Origin of the sequence: Saccharopolyspora sp. NPDC000359, assembly GCF_040300525.1 — a bacterium.
Taxonomy (GTDB): Bacteria; Actinomycetota; Actinomycetes; order Mycobacteriales; family Pseudonocardiaceae; genus Saccharopolyspora.
In genome coordinates this window covers 68,659-90,321 of sequence record NZ_JBEPDU010000020.1, presented here as the reverse complement: position 1 = coordinate 90,321, position 21,663 = coordinate 68,659, and the positions used below count along the sequence as shown (strand labels likewise).

The window sequence follows — 21,663 nt, the reverse complement described above, 5'->3', positions numbered from 1 at the left end:
ATGCACCACGAGATGTCCTTCGCGGACCGGATGTCCACCGTCGAGTTCGACGTCGGTGACCGCCCGCACATCACGGTCGACACCGAGGTCTGCCGCTCCTGCACCACCAAGGCGTGCGTCCCGGCGTGCCCGGCGAAGCTGTTCGTGCCGACCGACGATGGCGGAATCCTGTTCAACTACGAGCAGTGCTTCGAGTGCGGCACCTGCTACCAGCTCTGCAACTCGGCGGGCGCCATCACCTGGACCTACCCCGACGGCGGGCACGGCGTCGTGTTCCGGAAGGGCTGACATGCAGATCGTCGCAGCGCTGAGCTGGTCCTGGCAGCGGATCGAGGTGGACCCGCTGTCCGGAGCCATCGATGCCGATCACCGGGGAGCCAACGCCGCTGAACTAACAGCGCTGGAGCACGCTCTCAGGCTCGCCGAGGAGTTGGACGGTCGTGTGCTCGCGGTGACGGTGGGACCGCCCGAAGCGGACGAGGTGCTGAGAACGGCTTTGGCGGCAGGAGCGCACGAGGCGATTCGAGTAGAGCGCGACACTCCACCCGACGCCCGCTGGTTGGCGTCCAACGGTGCTGAAACCGCTCGGGCGATTGCCACGGCGCTAACCACAACCCCCGACCTGGTGCTGTGCGGTGACCGGTCGTCCGACGGCGCAACCGGCGCTGCACCGGCGTTCTTGGCAGCCCGCCTCGGCGCAGCGCAGGCGCTCGGGGTGGTCAAGCTCGAAACCGATCGAGGCACGATCCTGGCCCACCGGCGCTTGGACGGCGGCAGACGCGAAGTGCTCCGCCTGCCCGCCCCCGCAGTGGTCTCCGTCGAGGGCGGGGCCCGCCTGCGCCGAGCGAGCCTGCCAGCCGTGCTGGCCGCTCAACGCGAACAGATCCGCTCGGTGCCGTTCGAAACTCGGCCGGGCCCAGTGGTCGCTGCCCGCCCACGCCGCCCGCGCCCGCGCGAGCTCCCACCCCCAGCCGCGCCGACCGCGCACTGCCGGATCCTGGAGCTGACTGGCGCACTCGTCGAACGCACCCCGCCGACGATCGTCGGCCCGCTCACGGCGCCAGAGGCAGCTGACGCGCTCCTCGGGTACATGCAACGCCACGGCTACCTCGACACCGCACCCCAGGGCGACAGCCGCGAGGAACCGCGAGACGCACCCGCCACTGCGAGAAAGGGCAGGTCATGAGCAGAGTCGCGGTCGTCACCGGTGCGGCGCGTGGAATCGGTGCGGCCGTGGTCCGGCAGCTGGCGGCCGAGGGCTGGCGCGTGGTCGCAGTCGACGTGTGCGCGGACGTCCCCGGCGCCTCCTACCCGCTTGGCACCCGTCAACAGCTGCGAGATCTGGCCGAGCAGTGGCCGGGATCGGTGCGTGCGGTCGTGGCCGACGTCCGTGACGAAGCTGCCGTCCGGGATGCCGTCGAGGTTGCCGAAGCGGAGTTCGGGGGAGTCGACGCGGCAGTAGCGGCGGCTGCGGTGATGGCTGGCGGCCAACCCCTGTGGGAGACCACCGACGAGCAGTGGAACGCGCTGTTCGACGTCGGGGTGCGCGGCGTGGCGAACCTGGCCCGTGCCACCGTGCCAAAGATGCTGCAACGGCCGCAACCCCGTTCCGGCCGTTTCGTCGCGCTGGCCTCGTCGGCGGCGCACCGCGGGCTGTACCACCTCGCCGGGTACAACGCCGCCAAGCACGCGGTCGTCGGCCTGATCCGAGGCCTGGCGACCGACCTGCGCGGCACCGGCATCACTGCCACCGCCGTCTCACCCGGATCGACCCGCACCGACATGCTCACCGCCACCGCGGCCTACTACGACCTGGACGACGTCGAGGAGTTCAGTCAACACCAGCTCGTCGACCGACTCCTGGAGCCCGAGGAGGTCGCGGCGGCGGTGTGCTGGCTGTGCGGCGAGCAGTCCGCTGCTATCACCGGCACCGTGGTGCACGCCGACGGGGGGTTCACCGCATGACCCTCCGGCTGGTGCCCGACCCGGGCCTGCGCCGCTTCGCCGACGGCCGGACCCTCGCGGGCGGCACACCGTTCCGCGTCCTCCGGCTGAGCGCAGCAGGAGCGCACCTGGTCGATGCCTGGCTGGACGGCGAACCGGTGACCACCGGGGCAGCCCTCGCGCAGCGCTTGATCCGGACCGGCATGGTGCACCCGCACCACGAGCAGTCGCAGTTCCTCCCTGAGGACGTGACGGTGGTGCTCCCGGTGCGCGACGCCCACCCCCGCGCGCCGCAGTCGGCGATCGTGGTCGACGACGGATCCCGGACCCCAGTACCGGGAGCGGCGGTCCGGCACGAGGTCCCCCGCGGTCCGGCCGCAGCCCGCAACGCGGGCCTGGAACTGGTCACCACCCCGCTGGTGGCGTTCCTGGACGCCGACGTCCACCCCGAACCCGGCTGGCTCGAACCGCTGCTCCGCCACTTCGAGGACCCCGACGTGGCAGCGGTGGCGCCCCGCGTCAGGAGCACCCCCGGCGACTCCGCGCTGGCCCGCTACGAGAGCGCACGATCCCCGCTGGACCTCGGCGAGCAACCTGGTGTGGTGCAACCGGGCAGCCGGATCAGCTACGTGCCCACCGCAGCCCTGGTCGTCCGGACGGAGGTGTTGCGCGAGGTGGGAGGCTTCGACGAGGACCTCCGCTACGGCGAGGACGTCGACCTGGTCTGGCGCCTGGCCAGGCACCACCAGGTCCGCTACGAACCCGCAGCCACCGCGCACCACCAGCCGCGCCGAACCTGGCCCGCCCTGCTCCGCCAGCGGTTCGCCTACGGAACATCGGCCGGACCGCTCGCCACCCGCCACGGCACGGCGGTGGCCCCGCTCCGGACCTCGCTGTGGAGCGCGGCCACCTGGGCGCTGGCCAGCACCCGCCGCCCCGGCCCGGCCCTCGCCGTCACCGGCGTAGCGGCAGCGCTCCTGGCCCGCAAGCTCGGCAGGACCGGGGTCCCCGTAGTGGAGTCGCTGCGCCTGACGGCGCTGGGCACCCTCGGCGCTGGCCGCTACCTGGCCGACGCCATCGGCAGGCCCTGGGCCCCGCTCGCGGTCCCCCTGCTGTCCGCGAGCCGTACCGGTCGCCGGGTCCTGGCCGCGGTGGCGCTGAGGCACGTGCTGGACTGGGCCCGCGAACGCCCTCCGCTGGACCCGGCGCGCTGGACCCTGGCCCGTCTCGCCGACGACGCGGCCTACGGCTGCGGAGTGCTCCGTGGAGCACTCCGAGCGCGCACGGCCGCCCCACTGCTGCCGGTCCTGACCGACGTCGGCGGCCGCAGCAGCGTCCCGACGACGGGGGAGCGGCCATGACGAACCTCGCGGACCTGACCTGGCCGGACCTGACCGAACCGACCCTGCTGGCAGTGCCGGTGGGAGCGACCGAGCAGCACGGCCCCCACCTGCCCTTCACGGTGGACACCGAGATCGCGGTGGCCCTGTGCGAACGCCTGGCCCAGCACCGGCCGGTCCTGGTGGCCCCGCCGGTCGCCTACGGCTCCAGCGGCGAGCACGCGGGCTTCCCCGGAACCCTGTCGATCGGCCAGCGAGCGGTGGAGCTGCTCCTCGTGGAACTGGTCCGCTCAGCGGACGCCTACGCGGGAGTGGTCCTGGTCTCGACCCACGGAGGCAACGCCGAGCCCGTGCACCGAGCCCTCCGAACCCTTCGGGCCGAGGGCCGCCGAGTCTTGTCCTGGTCCCCGTCCGCCAGCCCCGACGACACCCACGCAGGTCGCACCGAAACATCGGTGATGCTCGCCCTGCGCCCCACCGCGGTCCGCCTCGACCGGGCCGAACGGGGCACCACAACCCCGCTGCCGGACCTCCTGCCAACCCTCCGGACGCAAGGTCTGGCGGCGGTGACCCCCACCGGAGTCCTCGGCGACCCCCGCGGAGCAACAACAGAGGAGGGCGAGCGGGTCCTGACCACCTGGACCCACGCCCTGACAGCCGCCATCGACGCCTGGACCTGCGAAAACACCAAAACAGGGGGGTAGATGATCGCCCGTTCAGAGGTGCGGTAAGCTATCGGCACACCCCAAGAGGTGAGTCGGGATGTAGCGCAGCTTGGTAGCGCACTTGACTGGGGGTCAAGGGGTCGTGGGTTCGAATCCCGCCATCCCGACGGTGTAGAGGGTCTTCGCAGGTCAGAGCCTGCGGAGGCCCTCTTTTTTGATCGCGGTCAGGCTGGCTGACTCGAGCGCGCCGTTCGTGGACAACTTGAATTCACGCTGAGTGGCTCGGGTCGCCTCATGTCCTTCCCGGTCGGCTGGATCTTGGCGTCGTCCTGGACTCCTTGACCAGGCGTCGACGATCTGGGCATCGAGCACGGACGGGAGGCACGGCTCTCGCGGGGAGCGAGCGTGCCTGCGACGTGTTCGACCTAACGAGGGAGCGTCTGCGTTCTCGCCGATCATGGTCAAGGTCCGAAGGCATCTCGTCATCGCTCTGGCCCGGCTTCTGCGAAGCAGCACTCTGGTTCTCCAAGCATTTGAGCGTCATTCGCAAGCGGCGGAGTTCCTGTGTGTCAGCTCATGGACCAGAACCAGGTCCATCGGCCTTCAGTGGTAACTGCATACGCGCGTAGATGGTGCTCATGCGGGAATGTGCTTGTAACAGGTGCACGCGGCGATGAGGGCGAGGAAGCCGCATGGCCGCGTGCTGGATCGTTTGCAGCGGTCGGTGAGCGTGCAGTAGCCGAGGGTGCCTAGTTCGGCGGCGGGCGCGTCAGACCTCGGCGTCCGCGGTCGTGAGAAACGCCGTTCTTCTCGGGGTGCAGTCGAGGGCGTCCTGGAACTGTGCCAGCACACCTTCCAGCGGGCCTTCGCTGGCCGGGTCGATGCTCAGGCGATCCTCCTCGACGAACAGGTGCGACGAGAGGAGGAAGAAGCTCTGCACCACTTGGCGGGCTCCCATCGAGTGCACTACCGGACGCAATCCGTAGTCGAGGGCCAGCACGTGTGCGAGGCTGCCCCCGGTGGCGAGCGGAAGCACCACCTTGCCGGCGAAGGCATACTGCGGCAGCAGGTCCAGGAAGGTCTTGAGCAGGCCGGAGTACGCCGCCTTGAAGGTGGGGGTTGCAAGCACTATTCCGTCGGCCTTGGCGACTCGGTTCACCGCATCGGCGATCTCGGCGTTGCTGGTATCCGCACCGAGCAGAGGTGCGGCAGGCAGTGTTCGGAGACGCAGGTGCTCAGCATCGCAGTCCGATGCGCTCAGGCGCTGCGCGATGTGCTTGCCCACGAGCTCGGTCTTCGACGTGAGCGACGGGCTACCGGTGATGATGAGAACAGTGGACACGGATACTCCTCAGTACTCTTTCGGTGCTACTCCACCAAGGCCAGGAGGGTGCCTTCGCGGACCACGTCGCCGACCCCGACCGCGAGCCGGGTGAGTCGGCCTGCTGACTCGCTGATGACCGGGATCTCCATCTTCATCGACTCCAGCAGCATGATCGTGTCGCCCTCCGCTACCTGGTCGCCTTCTCCCGCGACCAGGTCCAGGACGCTCGCGACGATCTCCGCGCGGACCTCTTCAGCCATGAACGAACCTCCTCAGGACGGTGACTCGCAGACTCGTGTTGGCATCAGCTGCAGCGCAGCAGGTTTAGGTGGTTGTCGACGATCCTGGAGACCGCCTGCCTCTGCGCGTTGAGAAAGAAGTGCCCACCTGGCAGAACGTGCATGTCGAACGGGCCGGTTGTGTGCGCTTCCCAGCGCTCTACCTCCGCGGCGGTGGCCTTCGGATCGGCGTCGCCGACGAGCGCGACGACCGGGCAGGCCAGCCGCGCACCGGGCTCGCACCGGTAGGTCTCGATCGCGCGGTAGTCGGCGCGAACGGTCGGCAGGACCATCCGCAGGATCTCCTCGTCGGCCAGCACCCGCGAATCGGTTCCGTCGAGGGACCGCATCTCTGCGAGCAGAGCCTTGTCGTCGTACTCGTGGACCTGCTCGACGCGTACGGTCGACGGTGCCCGCCTGCCCGAGACGAACACCGCCAGTGGGCCGGTTCCGGTCTCGCGTTCCAACCGAATGGCCACCTCGAAGGCGACGGTGGCACCCATGCTGTGGCCGAAGAAACCGAGCGGACGGTCGGGAAGCTCGCCGAGCGCCGCGAAGATCCGGTCCGCGAGTTCCTCGACTGAAGTGCACAGCGGTTCCTGGCGCCGTTCCATCCGCCCGGGGTACTGGACCGCATGTACCTCCACGTCCGTGGTGAACTCCTTGGCCAGCGGGGAGAAAGATCCTGCGGCACCACCCGCGTGCGGGAAGCACAGCAAGGTGGAACCCCGTGCTGATCCCTCCCGGAACCCCTGGGGATCTACTCGACCGTGACCGGATCCGGCATGGCGCTGGGCCTCCTACTCGGCGGCGTGCTCACCGCCTCGGCGTCCTGGCGCTGGGTGCTGCTCGTCAACATCCCCATCGGTAGGAGCCCGTCCGGTTCCTGCTGGCGAACAACCGGAGCGGCATGATCGGCTGCTTCGCCTTGGCCTCGTCGAGGAGGAACACCGCGAGGAGCACGATGCCGACGGCGAACGAGGCCAGGGTGATGGGGTTGCAACCAGTACCGCTTGCGCCGAAAGGCGTACGTGGGCAGATCGACCCACCGCGGGTCCTGGTCGCCGAAGAACTGCTCCCAGTCGATCCGCACACCGCGCACGTGGGCGGCGGCGAGTGCTCCGGCCAGCGCCTCCGGCTCGTGGCGGTCGCCGCGCAGGAGCGGGATCGCCCGGCCTGGTTCGCCGACGCCGGTCAGGCAGCCGGGGACCATCGCGCTGAGCGGCGCGTCCGGTCCGATCTCGAGGTGGGTGCGGACGCCGAGGTCGTGCAACGCGCGGACGGCGTCGTGGAACCGCACGGGTTCGCGGACGTGGCGCACCCAGTGCTCGACGTCGAGCAGCTCGTCGGTGCTGAGCCGGCCGGTCCGGGTGGAGACGACCGGCACCGCCGGTTCGGCGAAGGTCAACCCGCGGACAACGGTGCGGAACTCGTCGAGCACCGGATCCATGTGCGGGGAGTGGAAGGCGTGGCTGACCCGCAGCTTCGTCGTCCGGCGCCCCTGCTCGGCGAGTCGCCCGGCGATGGACCCGACGGCGTCCTGCGCGCCGGAGATCACGGTGGTGCGCGGTCCGTTGAGCGCGGCGATGCCCACGGCACCGGCGTGCTCTTCGAGCAGCGGAGCGACCTCGTCCTCGGTGGCTTCCACCACGGTCATTGCGCCACCAGACGGCAACGCCTGCATCAGGCGACCGCGCGCCGCGATCAGTGCGCAGGCGTCGGGGAGGGACAGCACGCCCGAAACGTGCGCTGCGGTGATCTCCCCGATCGAATGCCCAGCCAGGTAGTCCGGTGCGATACCCCATTGCGTCAGCAACGTGTGCAGCGACGTCTCCAGCGCGAAGATCGCCGGTTGGGCGAATGCCGTGGTGTCCAGCGCGGCGGCTTCCGCGCTGCCCGGTTCGGCGAACATCACCTCGCGCAGCGGCCGGTCCAGGTGCGCCGCGAACCCCGCGCACACCTCGTCGAGCGCCTCGGCGAACACCGGGAAGACCTCGTGCAGGTCGCGTCCCATCCCCGGACGCTGGCTGCCCTGGCCGGTGAACAGGAAGGCGGTGCGACCGCCAGCACCGGCGAGTCCGCGGAACGTGTCCGCATCGGCTTCGCCGCGCGCCAGCTCCGCCAAGCGCTCGACCAGGGTCGTGGTGTCCGCGGCGACGACCGCGGCCCGGTGGTCGAAGGCCGTGCGCCGGGTGGCGAGGCCGTGACCGACGTCGAGCGGGTCGAGGTCGGGGTGGGCGGCTAGGTGGTCGCGAAGCCGCTCGGCCTGTGCGCGGAGGGCAGCGTCGTCACGGCCGGACAGCACGACTGGCACCGCGGCCACCGCGGGGGGCCGCGGCGCGGGCTCGTCCTCGGCGACTTCGGCCTGTTCGAGCACGACGTGCGCGTTGGTGCCGCTGACTCCGAACGACGACACCGCCGCGCGGCGCGGACCCGAGGTGCGCGGCCAGGGTTCGGCTTCGGTGAGCAGCGAGACCGCTCCCTCCGACCAGTCGACCTGGGGCGACGGGCGGTCGATGTGCAGGCTCGCGGGCAGCACGCCGTGCCGCATGGCCTGCACCATCTTGATGATCCCCGCCACCCCGGCCGCGGCCTGGGTGTGCCCGATGTTGGACTTGACCGACCCCAGCCGCACCGGTTGGCCGGTCGGCCGGTCCTGGCCGTAGGTGTCGAGCACGGCCTGGGCCTCGATGGGATCGCCCAACGTGGTCCCGGTGCCGTGCGCCTCGACCACGTGGACGTCCCTCGCCGACAGCTGCGCGTTGGCCAGGGCCTGCCGGATGACACGCACCTGCGAAGGTCCGTTGGGCGCGGTGAGGCCGTTGCTCGCACCGTCCTGGTTGACCGCCGAACCCCGGACGAGCGCGAGCACCTGGTGACCGTTGCGCCGGGCGTCGGAGAGCCGTTCCAGCAGCAGCACCCCGGCGCCTTCGGCGAAACCCGTGCCGTCGGCCGCTGCGGCGAAGGACTTGCAGCGCCCGTCGGCGGCGAGCCCGCGCTGCCGGCTGAACTCCACGAACACCCCGGGCGTCGACAACACCGTGACCCCGCCGGCCAGTGCCAGGTCGCTTTCGCCGGTGCGCAGCGACTGCAGGGCCAGGTGCACGGAGACCAGCGACGACGAGCACGCCGTGTCGACCGTGACCGCTGGCCCCTCCAAGCCGAAGGTGTAGGCGACGCGCCCGGAGACGACGCTCGCGGCGCTGCCGTTGCCGATCTGGCCCTCGACGGTCTCGGGCACGCGGCGCAACCGGGCGCCGTAGTCGGCGTACATCACCCCGGCGAACACCCCGGTGCGGGTGCCGCGCAGCTGCTCGGGGACGATTCCGGCCCGCTCGAAAGACTCCCACGCGACTTCCAGCAGCAACCGCTGCTGCGGGTCGGTGGCCAGCGCTTCCCGGGGACTGAGCCCGAAGAACGGCGCGTCGAAGTGAGCGGCGTCGTCGAGGAAACCGCCCTCGCGGACGTAGGAGGTGCCCGGGGCGGCCGGATCCGCCGAGTACAGGGACGCCAGGTCCCACTCGCGGTCGGTCGGGAACTCCCCGATGGCGTCGGCACCGCTGGCCACCAGGTCCCACAGGTCCTCCGGGGAGCGGACGCCACCGGGGTAGCGGCAGGCCATGCCGACCACGGCGACCGGTTCACGTTGCGTGTCCTGCATCTCCTGCAACCGCTGCCGGGTCTCGTGCAGGTCTGCCGTCACCCACTTCAGGTAGTCGGCGAGCTTCTCCTCGTTGGTCACCTGGATCGTCTCCTCGGTTCGGGCGGTCAGACCGCGCCCAGCTCGTTGTCCAGCACCGCGAACAGCTCGTCGTCGCTCGCGCCTTCGACGCTGTCGGCGGCGTCCCCGCCCTCGGCCGCGGCGTGCCAGGTCCGCAGCAGTTCCCGCAGCCCCGCGGAGATCGTGGACCGGTTCTCGTCGTCGGCGGGCACCTCGGTGAGAGCGGCGGCGAGCCGACCGATCGCGGCCAGCGCCCGGGTCGGTGCCGCGGTCGCAGTCGGCACGAGCTCGGCCCGCAGGTGCCGGGCTAGCGCCATCGGTGTGGGGTGGTCGAAGACCAGGGTGGTGGGCAGCTGGAGTCCGGTCGCCGAGGTCAGCCGGTTGCGCAGTTCGACCGCGGTGAGCGAGTCGAAGCCGATCTCGGTGAACGCCGTCTCGAGGTCGACCTGCTCCGGCCTGGTGTGCCCGAGCACGGCCGCGGCGTGCCCGCGCACCAGGTCGCGCACCACCCGTTCGCTGTCCAGTTCGGACATCTCGGCGAGCTGTGCGGCCAGCGCCTCGGCGGGTCGGCCGACGCTCGCGGCGGCCTTGCGCGGGCCGGTTCGGGCCAGGTCGCGCAACAACGCGGGCACGGTGTCGCCGGACTCCCGGAGTGCCGCGGTGTCGAGCTGGGCGAGCACCGGCGCGGGCTCGTCCAGTGCGAGGGCGGCGTCAAACAGCGCCAGGCCCTTGGCCGGAGCCAGCGGGGCCAGTCCGGAGCGGCTCATCCGGTTGCGGTCGGCCTCGCTCAACTCGCTGGTCATGCCGTTGCCGTCGGAGGCCCACGGCCCCCACACCAGCGAGGTGGCGGGCAGCCCACCGGCCCTGCGGTGGCGGGCCAGCGCGTCCAGGAAGGTGTTGGCCGCGGCGTAGTTGGCCTGACCGGGGTTGCCCAGCGCGCCCGCGATCGAGGAGAACAGCACGAACGCCGACAGGTCCAGGCCGCGGGTCAGGTGGTGCAACGTCCAGGCCGCGTCGACCTTCGGGCGCAACACCTCGTCGATCCGTTCCGGGGTCAACGCGGTGAGCAGCCCGTCGCGCAGGACCCCGGCCGAATGCACGACGGCGGTCAGCGGCCGGTCCGCGGGGATGGCGGCCAGCGCCCCCCGCAGCGCTGCTTCGTCGGCCACGTCGCACGCCGCCCACGTGACCTCGGCCCCGAGCCCGGTCAGCTCCTCGGTCAGGTCGGCGGCGCCCGGTGCCCGATCACCTCGTCGGCTCGCCAGCAGCAGGTGCCGGACGCCGTGCGCGGCGACCAGGTGCCGGGCCACCGCGCCACCGAGCGCGCCGGTGGCGCCCGTCAGCAGAACGGTGCCCTCCGGCGCGATCGCGGGCGGCAGGGTGATCACGACCTTGCCGACGTGCTTGGCCTGCCCCAGGAACCGGAACGCCTCCGGTGCCTCGCGCAACGGCCACTCGCGGACCGGCAGCGGCTCCAGTAAGCCGTGCTCGAACAGTTCGCGCAGCTCGGCGAACATCTGCTGGATCCGGTCCGGTCCCGCGTCCGCGTACAGGTCGAAGGGCCGGTAGACCACGCCCGGGTGCTGCTCCGCGATCGCGGCCGGGTCGCGCACGTCGGACTTACCCATCTCCACGAACCGGCCGCCGCGGGGCAGGAGCCGCAGGGAGGCGTCCACGAATTCGTGGGCCAGCGAGTTCAGCACCACGTCCACGCCGCGCCCCCCGGTGCGGTCCAGGAAGTGCTTCTCGAACTCCAGCGTGCGGGAGGACGCGAAGTCCGCGTCGGCGATGCCCAAGGACCGCAGGGTGTCCCACTTGGATGGGCTCGCGGTCGCCCAGACCCGTACGCCCCAGGACTTCGCCAGGTGCACGGCGGCCATGCCGACGCCGCCGGTGGCGGCGTGCACGAGCAGCGATTCACCGCGGCGGACCGCGGCGAGGTCGGTCAGCGCGAAGTAGGCCGTCAGGTAGACCACGGGCACGGCCGCGGCCTGGGCGAACGACCACCCGGAGGGCATCGCGGCGAACATCCGCTGGTTGTTGACCGCGAACGGGGCGATGCCGCCCCTGGTCAGCCCCATCACGCGGTCGCCGAGCGCGAACGCGGTCACGTCCTCGGCCACCTCCACGACGACGCCCGCGATCTCGCTGCCGATCAGGTCGTCGTCCGGGTACATGCCCAGGCCGATGAGCACGTCGCGGAAGTTCAGCCCGGCGGCGCGGACCGCGACCCGGATCTGACCGGGTTCCAGCGGTTCGGCCGCGGCCGGGTTCGGCACCAGCGCGAGGTTCTCCAGCGTGCCCTTCTCGGTGACGTCCAGCCGCCAGGAGGTGTCGGCCGGCGGTGCGACCAGCGCATCGGAGCCTTCGGCCTTCTTGGACAGCCGCGGCGCGCAAAGCGCCCCGTCGCGGATGGCCAGCTGGGGCTCCCCGAGCGCGGACACGTCGGCGACGAGTCCCGGTGTCGTCGCGCGGCCGAGGTCGAGGAGCACGAACCGGCCCGGGTTCTCCGACTGCGCGGAGCGCACCAGCCCCCACAAGCCCGCCTGCGCCAGGTCGTCGCCGTCGACCGCTCCGCGGGTCACCACGACCAGCCGGGACCCGGCGAACCGCTCGTCGGCGAGCCAGTCGCGCAGCAGCTCGGTGGTCCGGTGGACGGCTGCGCGCACCGATGCCGCGGCGTCGGCGGAGCCGAGTTCGGCGAGTGCGAACACCACCTGCGGAGCCGGCCCGGCGGAGTCCAGGGACCCGCGCAGCGCAGCGAGGTCGGCGTGCTGCTCCACCGGAACCCCGCGGTCGAGCAGTGCTTTGGCGAAGCCGGTGTCGTCCGCGCCCAGGACGGCGCTGGGCACCAGTTCGGCGGCTTCCGGTACGTCGACAGGTAGCCAGCGCATGTCGAGGACGTCCTCGGTGCGCGGGACCTGCGCCTTGCTGGCGGGGAATGCGCTGACCGGGCGGACGACCAGGCTGTCCACCGTGATGACGGGCGCGCCGACGGGGTCGACAACGAGCAGAGCGTAAGTGTTCGGCGCTGTCGGCGAAATGCGGACGCGCGCCGCGGTGGCCCCGGTGGCGTGCAGCCGGACACCGCTCCACGCGAAGGGAAGCAGGAGCGTGTCGTCGTCGGGCAACGTCTCGACGGCGATGGCGTGCAGCGCTGCGTCCAGCAGCGCCGGGTGGACGCCGAAACCGTCCACACCGGTCTCGGCGGGCAGTTCCACCTCGGCGCACACGTCATCGCCTGCTCGCCAGGCAGCGCGCAGCCCCCGGTAGACCTCGCCGTAGTCCAGCCCGGCCGCAGCCAAGCGCTGGTAGGGGTCGTCCAGATCAACCGCTTCGGCCCCGTCCGGTGGCCACTGCTCGATCGAGCTGCCTGGCGCCGACGTCTCCGCCGCGAGCACGCCTCGCGCGTGGCAGGTCCAGGTCTGCCCGTCACCGTCGGGTTTCGCGTGCAGCGACAGCGCGCGGTGCCCGCCGTCGTCGGGCTCCGCGACGGTCAGCCGGAGATTCGTGGCGGCATGGGCCGGCAGCACGAGCGGTTCCGACAGCGTCAGTTCTCGGAGCTCACCGCCGCCGAGCCGGTCGACCGCGTGCAGCGCCAGATCGACGAGCGCGGTCCCGGACACCACGACAGCGCCGCCGACCGCGTGATCGGCCAGCCACGGGTGCGTGGTCGTCGAGATCTTGCCGGTGAACTGCACACCGCCACCGTCGGGATCGTCGACCTCCGCGCTGAGCAGCGGGTGGTCGGCGGCGCTCAGCCCGATGGCGGCCGCGTCGCTGGCGCCCAGCGGCGCGTCCAGCCAGTACCGCTGGTGCTGGAAGCCGTAGGTAGGCAGGTCGACGCGCCGCCCCAGGAATCCGAGGTGGAAGGCCGACCAGTCGACCCGGACGCCGCTGACGTGAGCTGCGGCGAGTCCGTTGACCAGCGCGCGGACCTCGGGCTGGTCGTTGCGCTGCAGTGCGATCAGCGAGGCGCCATCGTCGATGCACTCGTGGGCCATCGCAGTCAGCACGGAGGACGGGCCGACCTCGACGAGCGCGGTGACGCCGTTGTCCCGCAGAGTGCGAACACCGTCCAGGAAGCGCACGGCGTGCCGGACGTGCCGGACCCAGTAGTCAGGGGTGCGCAGGTCGTCACCGGTCGCGATCTCGCCGCTGAGGTTCGACACGACCGGGATGGTCGGCGCGTGGAAGCTCAGCGCGTCGAGGCACGACCGGAACTCGTCGAGCATGGGCGCCACGAGCGGGGAGTGGAACGCGTGGCTCACCCGGAGCCGTTTGGCCTTCCCGCCCCGGTCGGTGACTGCCCGGGCGATGGTCTCGAGGGTTTCCGCATCACCGGAGAGAACCGTCGACTGTGGACCGTTCACCGCGGCGACGTCGGCGGTGCCGCCGTGCTCGGCGAGCAGCTCCCGTGCGGCGGCCTCGTCGACCTGCACGGCGAGCATCGCTCCGCCGTCGGGCAGTGCCTGCATGAGGCGCCCGCGAGCGGCGACCAGGGCAGCGGCGTCGGCCAGCGAGAGCACCCCGGACACGTGCGCCGCGACGAGCTCGCCGATCGAGTGGCCGATGAGGTAGTCCGGTTGGACGCCCCAGCCCGCCAGCAGCCGGTAGAGCGCGACTTCGACGGCGAACAGTGCCGTCTGGGTGTGCTCGGTGCGGTCCAGCAGATCGTTCTCGGCGGTGAGGACGACCTCGCGGACCGATCGGTCGAGGTGCTTGTCCAGCTCGGCGCACACCTCGTCGAAAGCACGCGCGAAGTCCGGGAAAGCGGCGTGCAGTTCGCGGGCCATCCCGGCGCGTTGGCTGCCCTGACCGCTGAACAACAGCGCCGTCTTGCCCGAACTGCTCGCCTGTCCGCGCAGGACCGGTGCGGCGGTGTCACCTGCTGCGAGGCCTGCCAACGCGCGGAGGAAGTCGTCCCGGTCGTCGGCGACGATCGCCGCGCGGTGCTCGAAGTGCGCTCTGGTGGTCGCCAGCGAGCAGGCGATGTCGGCTGCCGAGTCGTCGCTGGTCCGGACGTGGGCGGCCAGTCTTTCGGCCTGCGCGCGGAGAGCTTCCTCCGACCGGGCGGACAGCAACCACGGGAGGACGTCGGTGCGCACGGGCTCCGCAGGTGGCTCGACCGGTTCGGGCGCGGGTGCCTGTTCGACCACGACGTGTGCGTTGGTGCCGCTGATGCCGAAGGAGGAGACGGCGGCGCGGCGGGGGTGTCCGGTGTTGGGCCAGGGTTGTTGTTGGGTGAGTAGGGAGACGTTTCCGGTGGTCCAGTCGACGTGGGTGGTGGGTTCGTCGACGTGGAGGGTTTTGGGGAGCGTGCCGTGTCGCATTGCTTGTACGACTTTGATGACGCCGCCGACTCCTGCGGCGGCTTGGGTGTGTCCGATGTTGGACTTCAGCGATCCGAGCCAGAGTGGGTGTTCGCGGTCTTGTCCGTAGGTGGCCAGGATTGCCTGGGCCTCGATCGGATCACCCAGCGAAGTACCCGTCCCATGGGCTTCCAGCAGGTCGACATCGCGCGGCGAAAGCTGGCTGGCTTCCAGTGCTCGGCGGATGACCCGTTGTTGCGCCGGACCGTTGGGCGCGGTGAGCTGGCTGCTCGCGCCGTCCTGGTTGACCGCGCTGCCGCGGACCACGGCGAGGACCCGGTGGCCGTTCTCCTGCGCGTCGGTGAGGCGTTCGAGGAGGAGGAGTCCGATGCCTTCGGCCCAGCCGGTGCCGTTGGCGTTGGTGGAGAAGGCTTTGCAGCGTCCGTCGGGGGAGAGTCCGCGTTGTCTGCTGAATTCGATGAAGGTGGCGGGGGTGGCCATGATGGTGGCGCCGCCGGCGAGTGCGAGGTCGCATTCCTGGTTGCGGAGTGCTTGGGTGGCGAGGTGGAGTGCGACCAGTGATGAGGAGCAGGCGGTGTCCACCGTGACCGCCGGGCCCTCGAACCCGAACGTGTAGGAGATCCGGCCCGAGGTCACGCTTCCCGCGCTTCCGCTGACCAGGTAGCCCTCGAAACCCGCGGGCGCCTCCGGCGCCTGATGCAGGCGGGCACCGTAGTCGTTGTACATGACGCCGGTGTAGACGCCGGTGCGGGTGTGGTGGAGGGTGGTGGGGTCGATGCCGGCGTGTTCGAGGGCTTCCCAGGTGGTTTCGAGCAGGAGTCGTTGTTGGGGGTCGGTGGCGAGTGCTTCGCGGGGGCTGAGTCCGAAGAACGTGGGGTCGAATTCCGCTGCGTCGTGGAGGAATCCGCCGTGGCGGGTGTAGCTGGTGCCGGGGTGGTCGGGGTCGGGGTGGTGGAGTTGGTCGAGGTTCCAGCCGCGGTTGGTGGGGAACTCGGTGATGGCGTCGCGTTCTTCGGTGACGAGTTGCCAGAGTTCGTCGGGGTTGGTGACGTTGCCGGGGTAGCGGCAGGCCATGCCCACGATCGCGATCGGCTCGTCGACCGGTGCGGTGCGCGCCGGCTGGACCCGCGCGTCCTCGTCGGTGCCGCCGATCTCCTGGGTCAGGTGTTCGGCGAGCGACTGAGCGCTGGGGTGGTCGAACACCAGCGTGCTGGACAGCCGGAGCCCGGTGCGGGCGCTGAGCAGGTTGCGCAGTTCCACGGCGGCCAGGGAGTCGAAACCCAGTTCCGCGAACGGTCGGCTGGGATCGACCGCGGAGCCGTCGGCGTGCCCGAGGGCCATCGCGGTCTGCTCCCGCACCAGGTCGAGAACGGCGCGCGCACGCTGCGCCGCTGGCAGCGCGGCGATCTCCTCGGCCGGCGACGAGCTCGTCGCACTCCTCGATTGGGCGGTGCGCCGCGTGGTTCCGCGCACCAAACCGCGCCACAGCGGGGGAACCTCGCCGCCCTTGCGAATTGCCGCGAGGTCGAAGCGGGCCGGTAGGACGACGGGGCGGTTAGTCGCCAGGGCGGCGTCGAACAGGGCCAGACCCTCCTCCGGCGACAGCGGCATCAACCCGCCGCGCGCCATACGCGCGAGGTCGACCTCGCTGAGCTTCTCGCCCATTCCAGCGCCGTCCCAGAGTCCCCAGGCGAGTGAGGTGGTGTTTGGGTGGTGGTGGGCGAGTGCGTCGAGGTAGGCGTTGGCGGCGGCGTAGTTGGCTTGGCCGGGTGTTCCGGTGGTGGCGGTGATGGAGGAGAAGAGGATGAGTTTGGTGAGGTTGTGGTGTTGGATGAGGGTGGTGAGGTGGTGGGCGGTGGTGGTTTTGGGGTGGAGGACGGTGGTGAGTTGTTGGGGGGTGAGGTTGTTGATGGTGGTGTCGGCGAGGGTGCCTGCGGTGTGCATGATGGTGTTGAGGAGTTGTTGGAGTTGGTGGGGGTTGGTGGTGTCGCAGGTGGTGGTGGTGATGGTGGCGCCGTGTTGGGTGAGTTGTTGGGTGAGTTGTTGGATGCCGGGGGTGTTGGGGCCTTGGCAGCTGGTGAGGTGGATGTTCTTGGCGTGGTGGTGGGTGACGAGGTGGTGGGTGATGAGTTTGCCGAGGGTTCCGGTGCCGCCGGTGATGAGCACGATCCCATCCGGATCGAAACCGGCACCGCTGGTTTCGGGCTGCAGGCGCGCCATCCGCGGTGCGAGCACGGTGCCTCCCCTCAGCGCCACCTGAGGTTCGCCGGAGTCGAGCGCGGCCCGGAAGACCGCGGGATCGGGCGTGGCCTGGTCGGAGTCAACGAGCAGGAACCGGTTGGGGTGCTCGTTCTGCGCGCTGCGCACCAGGCCCCACACCGCGGCCCCGGCCAGGTGCGGCACGTCTTCGCCAGCGGTGGCGACCGCACCCGCGGTGAGGAAGACCAACGGCTTGGTCTCCTGCTCAGCGATGTGCTGCTGGATCCGCTCCAGGGCCTGGATCGTCGCGGCCTCGACCTCGGTTTCGACGACGCGGTGGACCTCCACGTCGCGGTCTGTCCCCGGTTCCGGCTCGACCGGCGTCCACGTCAGACCGAACAGCGCATCGGGAATCGTGGTACCGGACGTGTTCGGCACGGCGCGCACGGCCAGTGACCGGACGGACGCCACGGCGTTGCCTTCCGCGTCCGCCAGCAGCGCGGACCAGGAATCACCGCGGACCGTCAGGCGCACGCGGAGTTCGGTCGCCCCCGTGGCGTGCAGCGCGAAGCCGTTCCAGGAGAACGGGATCCGAACTTCACAGCGGGCCAGCGAGTCCAGCGCGATCGGGTGCAGCGCGGCGTCCAGCAGCGCTGGGTGCAGGCCGAACCGGGCAGCGTCATCACGCAGCTCCTCGGGCAGGACAACCTCGGCGTAGAGGTCGTCGCCGTGCCGCCAAAGCGCCCGCAGACCCCGGAAAGCCGATCCGTAGGAGTACCCGCCAGCGGCTAGCTCGTCGTAGCTGTCCGTGAGGTCCACTTCGGACGATCTCGGCGGCGGCCAGGTCGTGAGGTCGCTGTTCGGTGCGGTCGGGTCGAAGGTCACGAACCCGGAGGCGTGGTGGATCCACTCCCCGTCGGCCCGCGAGTGGATGTCGACGGTTCGGCGTCCGGTCTCGTCGGCGGAGGCGAGGGTCACCCGCACCCGAACGGGTTTCGCCGCCGGTAGCACCAGCGGCGCCCGCAGCGTCAGTTCGTCGACCTCCGCTCCTTCCTGCACCGCGTCCCCGGCCCGGAGCGCGAGGTCGATCAACGTGGTGCCCGGGAGCAGGGACGTGCCGGCGATGACGTGGTCGGCCAGCCAGGGCTGGTCCGCTGCCGACACCTGACCGGTGAGCACCACACCGCCGTCGGGCAGTTCGACGCTCGCGAACAGCAGCGGGTGGTCCTCGGCGGCCATGCCGAGATCTCCCGCCGCGCGAACGCTCCTCGGCGGGTCGAGCCAGTAGCGCTTGCGCTGGAAGGCGTAGGTCGGCAGCTCGACCCGGTTCGCGGACACCACCTGCGACCAGTCAGGAGACCGGCCTGTGGTGTGGAGTTGTGCGAGTGTGGTGGTTGTGGTGCGGTTTTCGGGGTGTCCGGGGCGGAGTGGTGTGGTGGTGGTGTGGTGGGTGTCGAGGGTGTTGTGGACGAGTGTGGTGAGGGTGGAGTCGGGGCCGATTTCGGTGTAGGTGGTGACGTTGTGTTGGTGGAGGGTTGTGATGCTGTTGGTGAAGCGGACGGGTTGGCGGATGTGTTGGGTCCAGTATTGGGGGGAGGTGAGTTGTTCGGTGGTGGCGAGTTGGCCGGTGGTGTTGGAGATGATTGGGATGGTGGGTGGGTGGAAGGTCAGGGTGCGGGCGAGTGTTTCGAACTCGTTGAGGATTGGCTCCATCAGTGGGGAGTGGAAGGCGTGGCTGACCTGGAGTTGTTTGGTTTTGCGGCCGCGCCCTGCGAAGGTCGCGGCGATGGTGGCGACGGCTTTCTCGTCGCCGGAGATGACGGTTGTTTGGGGGGTGTTGAGTGCGGCGATGCTGACGTTGGTGGTGAGGTGTGGGGTGATTTCGTCTTCGGTGGCTTGGATGGCGGTCATGGCGCCGCCGGGTGGGAGTGTTTGCATGAGTTGGCCGCGGGCGGCGACGAGGGTGGTGGCGTCGGTGAGTGAGAGGACTCCGGCGAGGTGTGCTGCGGTGAGTTCGCCGATGGAGTGGCCTGCGAGGTAGTCGGGGGTGAGTCCCCAGTGTTGGAGGAGTCGGTAGAGGGCGACTTCGATGGTGAACAGTGCTGGTTGGGTGTAGTTGGTTTGGTGGAGCAGTGTGGCTTCTTCGGTGTCTGGGTTTGCGAAGATGATGTCTTGTAGTGGTTTTTCGAGGTGTGTGTTGAAGTGTTCGCAGGTTTCGTCGAAGGCTTGGGCGAAGGTGGGGTGGGTGTGGTGGAGTTCGCGGCCCATGCCGGGGCGTTGGCTGCCCTGCCCGGTGAACAAGAACGCGAGTTTGCCGCCCTGCCCCGCTGTTCCGCGCACCAGCCCGGCTGCTGGAGATCCCTCCGCGAGTGCGGCGAGCGCGCGCACCGCCTCTTCCCGGTCGGCGACGGCGGCGACCGCGCGGTGCTCGAACGTGCTCCGGGTGGTCGCCAACGAGTGAGCGACGTCGGTCAGGCGCAGTTCCGGTTGCGCAGCGAGGTGGTCCCGCAGTCGCGCCGCCTGCGCCCGCAGCGCCGCATCGCTGCGCCCTGACACCAGCAGTGGGGCAACCTCCGGTTCCTCGGCCGGTTCGACGTCCACCACGGTGGCGGGCGGTTCGGTGAGCACGACGTGGCAGTTCGTGCCGCCCATGCCGAACGAGCTGACGCCGGCCACCAGTGGCTCGTCCGGCCGGGGCCAGGCTCCCGCGGACTGCCGTCGATGATCTTCGAGCAGATGTCGCCGCCGATCACCAAGGCGTGGCGGTAGCCCCCGGTGGCCATCATCTGGCTTGCGACGTCCAGCGCCTGCACAGCACCGGTGCAGCCGGACTGCAGCTGGAAGCTGGGCACCCCGTCGATGCCGAGGGAGTCGGCGACCACGTTCACCGTGGCGGGCATCAACTTGTCCGGCGTCGCGGTCCCCATGATCAGCAGATCGACGTCCTGCGGCCGGACATCAGCTCGCGCCAACGCCTGCCGTCCCGCACCCGCCGCCAGCTCGGCGAGGGACCAACGCACCTCGCCCGTGGTCAAGTCGGTGGCCAGGTGACGGGTCCGGGTGCCGATGAAGGCCTCGACCCACTGCTCCCACAGATCGTCGGCCTCGAAGTGCCTGGCCAAAGCAGCGTTGTCCACTGGCGGCCCTGGCAGGGCCGTCCCCACCCCTAGAATGTGCGTCAGCCGAGCATCCATCCTGATCCTTCCTTGAGGGATCGTGCTGACGTGATGCTCGGTGGCGGCCCTAAAGCCGTCCTTATGCGGCCCTTGCGCCTCGCACGAGCTGCCTCGGGACAGGCTCTTGCTGTAGCTGGGTTGGTCGGGAGTCCGGAGAGGGCGATAACGGTGGACTCCACTGCTTCGGCTGGCCGTCGAGCTGCCCGGCGGAGGAAACTTCCTGCGCGCGAACGTCGGGATGGCCGAGGAAGAGCTGGCCGTCGACGGGATTCGGTAACGCACTGTGGTTGCCCGAATCTGGCGTACGAATATCAGGTGGCGCTTATGGAATGTCGCGCCTGATCAGCAGGCCGGAGAGGGAGGGCACGCGGTATGACCGAGAACTCCGTCGCACTTGAGCCAGTCGAGCGCGAGACCGGTAGCAAGCTGATCGCCGCAGGTGCTGCGCGCAGCATCGTGATGCGCCGACACTACGATTCCCCGATCGAAGACGTCTGGGCGGCGTGCACCGAACCGAACCGCATCAATCGCTGGTTCGACGATGTCAGCGGTGATCTTCGAGAGGGCGGGACGTTCTCGCTCGGCGACTACTTCACCGGAGAGGTCCTGGCCTGCAGGCCGCCCCGGATGTACCGGATCAGCTGGCCCTGCGGAGACCGGCCCGCTGATGAGGTCGAGCTCCGGCTGGAGCCGAGCCCCTCCGGCGGAACCGTGCCGGTGATCGTGGCGAAGGATTCCGATCGATCCGTCGCCTACACCAGCGCAGGTTCCTGAGGCGTTCGACGTGGAATGCGGGACCGAGCACGCAGAGGTCCACGACGATCGTCGTGCGCGGCCTCGTGAGGTTCAGCTCCGCCGACGAGGTCGGGACCCGGGTCGGCCGCGTGCTGCGAGCGCTGTGCACGCAGGGCGGACCCAGAGCGAACTGCGACATTCAGCGCCGTGGCATCACACCGGGCAGAGAACAAAATCCACCTATTGTGCTTCCTTTCCATGTAACACATGCCCTCTAAAGGTGGATGCCACCCTCGGTTTTAGTGAAACCGAGACGCCTTGGCAGGCAGTAGGCGGAGTTTGGCGCCTACTCTTCTGTTCGTCCCCCGACCGCTTGCTCAGAAGGAGCTCAGAATGACGCTACGACGCACGATTTCCGCCGCGATGATCACGGGGATGATCTCGGTGGCGCTCGCCGGGACCAGTGCGGCCGAAGGATCGGCGCAGGTGGAGGCGCGAGCCGGTTCCTGCACGTCGGGCTTCGTCGCGCGCGGAGATCAAGAAGGCTCCGGTTCCGACTGCTTCCGCCCCGAATATCCGGGAGAAGTTTTTCGCGCGGTGGCATTCTGCGAGAGCAGGCGCGGCACCTACACCGCATACGGGCCGGACCGACTGGTGGGCTCCGGACGAACTTCCATTGCTTGGTGCGCCCCGGGCGACCTGGTCACGGGTGGCGATACGCAGGATCGCGGATAGCTCCGAGCACCTGCGACCCCGGGAGCTCCGATCGCTGCGATCGGGGCTCCCACCCGTGTGCGGGCGGGGCTCGGCCGCGGCTGAGCCCTTCCGGTCGAGAGGAACGCGACGCCCGGCGGTGTCCGACTTCGGCTCCATGGTTTCCCATAGATTCGGAGATCTTCAGCAAGGCGAATCCCTTCCGCGCCAAGGCGGTCGAGCAGGGGGCCGCCG

The 21,663-nt window shown here is 70.2% G+C and carries 11 protein-coding genes, 1 tRNA gene and 2 pseudogenes; 8 read left to right on the top strand and 6 right to left on the bottom strand.

Annotated features, from left to right (window positions below):
* The 6 genes from ABT324_RS15395 (at position 1) to ABT324_RS15370 (ending at position 4,116) form a co-directional block, all read left to right on the top strand.
* Positions 1-288 (top strand): ferredoxin family protein, encoded by a 288-nt coding sequence (locus ABT324_RS15395; RefSeq protein ID WP_351176771.1) that lies wholly within the window; start codon positions 1-3, stop codon positions 286-288.
* A 1-nt stretch (position 289) separates the two neighbouring features.
* A complete protein-coding gene (locus ABT324_RS15390) occupies positions 290-1,186 on the top strand; it encodes a mycofactocin-associated electron transfer flavoprotein beta subunit (RefSeq protein ID WP_351176768.1) in 897 nt (298 codons plus the stop codon).
* The gene (locus tag ABT324_RS15385) at positions 1,183-1,965 is read left to right on the top strand and encodes a mycofactocin-coupled SDR family oxidoreductase (protein ID WP_351176765.1); all 783 of its coding nucleotides are present in this window, start codon (positions 1,183-1,185) and stop codon (positions 1,963-1,965) included. The genes ABT324_RS15390 and ABT324_RS15385 overlap by 4 nt, the downstream gene beginning before the upstream one ends.
* Positions 1,962-3,305, top strand: a complete 1,344-nt coding sequence (gene mftF / locus ABT324_RS15380; RefSeq protein ID WP_351176762.1) for a mycofactocin biosynthesis glycosyltransferase MftF — start codon at positions 1,962-1,964, stop codon at positions 3,303-3,305. The genes ABT324_RS15385 and mftF overlap by 4 nt, the downstream gene beginning before the upstream one ends.
* The gene (gene mftE, locus ABT324_RS15375; protein WP_351176759.1) at positions 3,302-3,988 is read left to right on the top strand and encodes a mycofactocin biosynthesis peptidyl-dipeptidase MftE; all 687 of its coding nucleotides are present in this window, start codon (positions 3,302-3,304) and stop codon (positions 3,986-3,988) included. Before mftF ends, mftE begins: the two co-directional genes overlap by 4 nt.
* A 54-nt stretch (positions 3,989-4,042) precedes the next feature.
* Positions 4,043-4,116 (top strand) — tRNA-Pro (locus tag ABT324_RS15370).
* 602 nt (positions 4,117-4,718) lie between these two features.
* Here the strand turns inward: ABT324_RS15370 and ssuE are convergent.
* The 6 genes and pseudogenes from ssuE to ABT324_RS15340 form a co-directional block, all read right to left on the bottom strand.
* Complete coding sequence (gene ssuE / locus ABT324_RS15365; RefSeq protein ID WP_351176756.1) at positions 4,719-5,291, bottom strand: NADPH-dependent FMN reductase; 573 nt, start codon at positions 5,289-5,291, stop codon at positions 4,719-4,721.
* Between the two features lie 26 nt (positions 5,292-5,317).
* Positions 5,318-5,533 (bottom strand): biotin/lipoyl-binding carrier protein, encoded by a 216-nt coding sequence (locus ABT324_RS15360; protein ID WP_351176753.1) that lies wholly within the window; start codon positions 5,531-5,533, stop codon positions 5,318-5,320.
* Between the two features lie 44 nt (positions 5,534-5,577).
* Complete coding sequence (locus ABT324_RS15355) at positions 5,578-6,270, bottom strand: thioesterase II family protein (protein ID WP_351176750.1); 693 nt, start codon at positions 6,268-6,270, stop codon at positions 5,578-5,580.
* A 41-nt stretch (positions 6,271-6,311) separates the two neighbouring features.
* Positions 6,312-9,293, bottom strand: a pseudogene (locus tag ABT324_RS15350) (type I polyketide synthase); the annotation flags it as partial.
* Between the two features lie 26 nt (positions 9,294-9,319).
* On the bottom strand, positions 9,320-19,480 hold the full coding sequence (locus ABT324_RS15345) for an SDR family NAD(P)-dependent oxidoreductase (RefSeq protein ID WP_351176744.1): 10,161 nt from the start codon (positions 19,478-19,480) through the stop codon (positions 9,320-9,322).
* Between the two features lie 47 nt (positions 19,481-19,527).
* A pseudogene (locus ABT324_RS15340) lies at positions 19,528-19,998 on the bottom strand (3-oxoacyl-ACP synthase III family protein); the annotation flags it as partial.
* 354 nt (positions 19,999-20,352) lie between these two features.
* Here ABT324_RS15340 and ABT324_RS15335 point away from each other — a divergent pair.
* Both ABT324_RS15335 and ABT324_RS15330 read left to right on the top strand, forming a co-directional pair.
* Positions 20,353-20,754 carry an SRPBCC domain-containing protein gene (locus ABT324_RS15335; protein ID WP_351176741.1) on the top strand — a complete coding sequence of 134 codons (402 nt, stop codon included), beginning with the start codon at positions 20,353-20,355 and terminating at the stop codon, positions 20,752-20,754.
* A gap of 354 nt (positions 20,755-21,108) precedes the next feature.
* A complete protein-coding gene (locus tag ABT324_RS15330; RefSeq protein ID WP_351176738.1) occupies positions 21,109-21,450 on the top strand; it encodes a hypothetical protein in 342 nt (113 codons plus the stop codon).
* Positions 21,451-21,663: the final 213 nt, after the last annotated feature.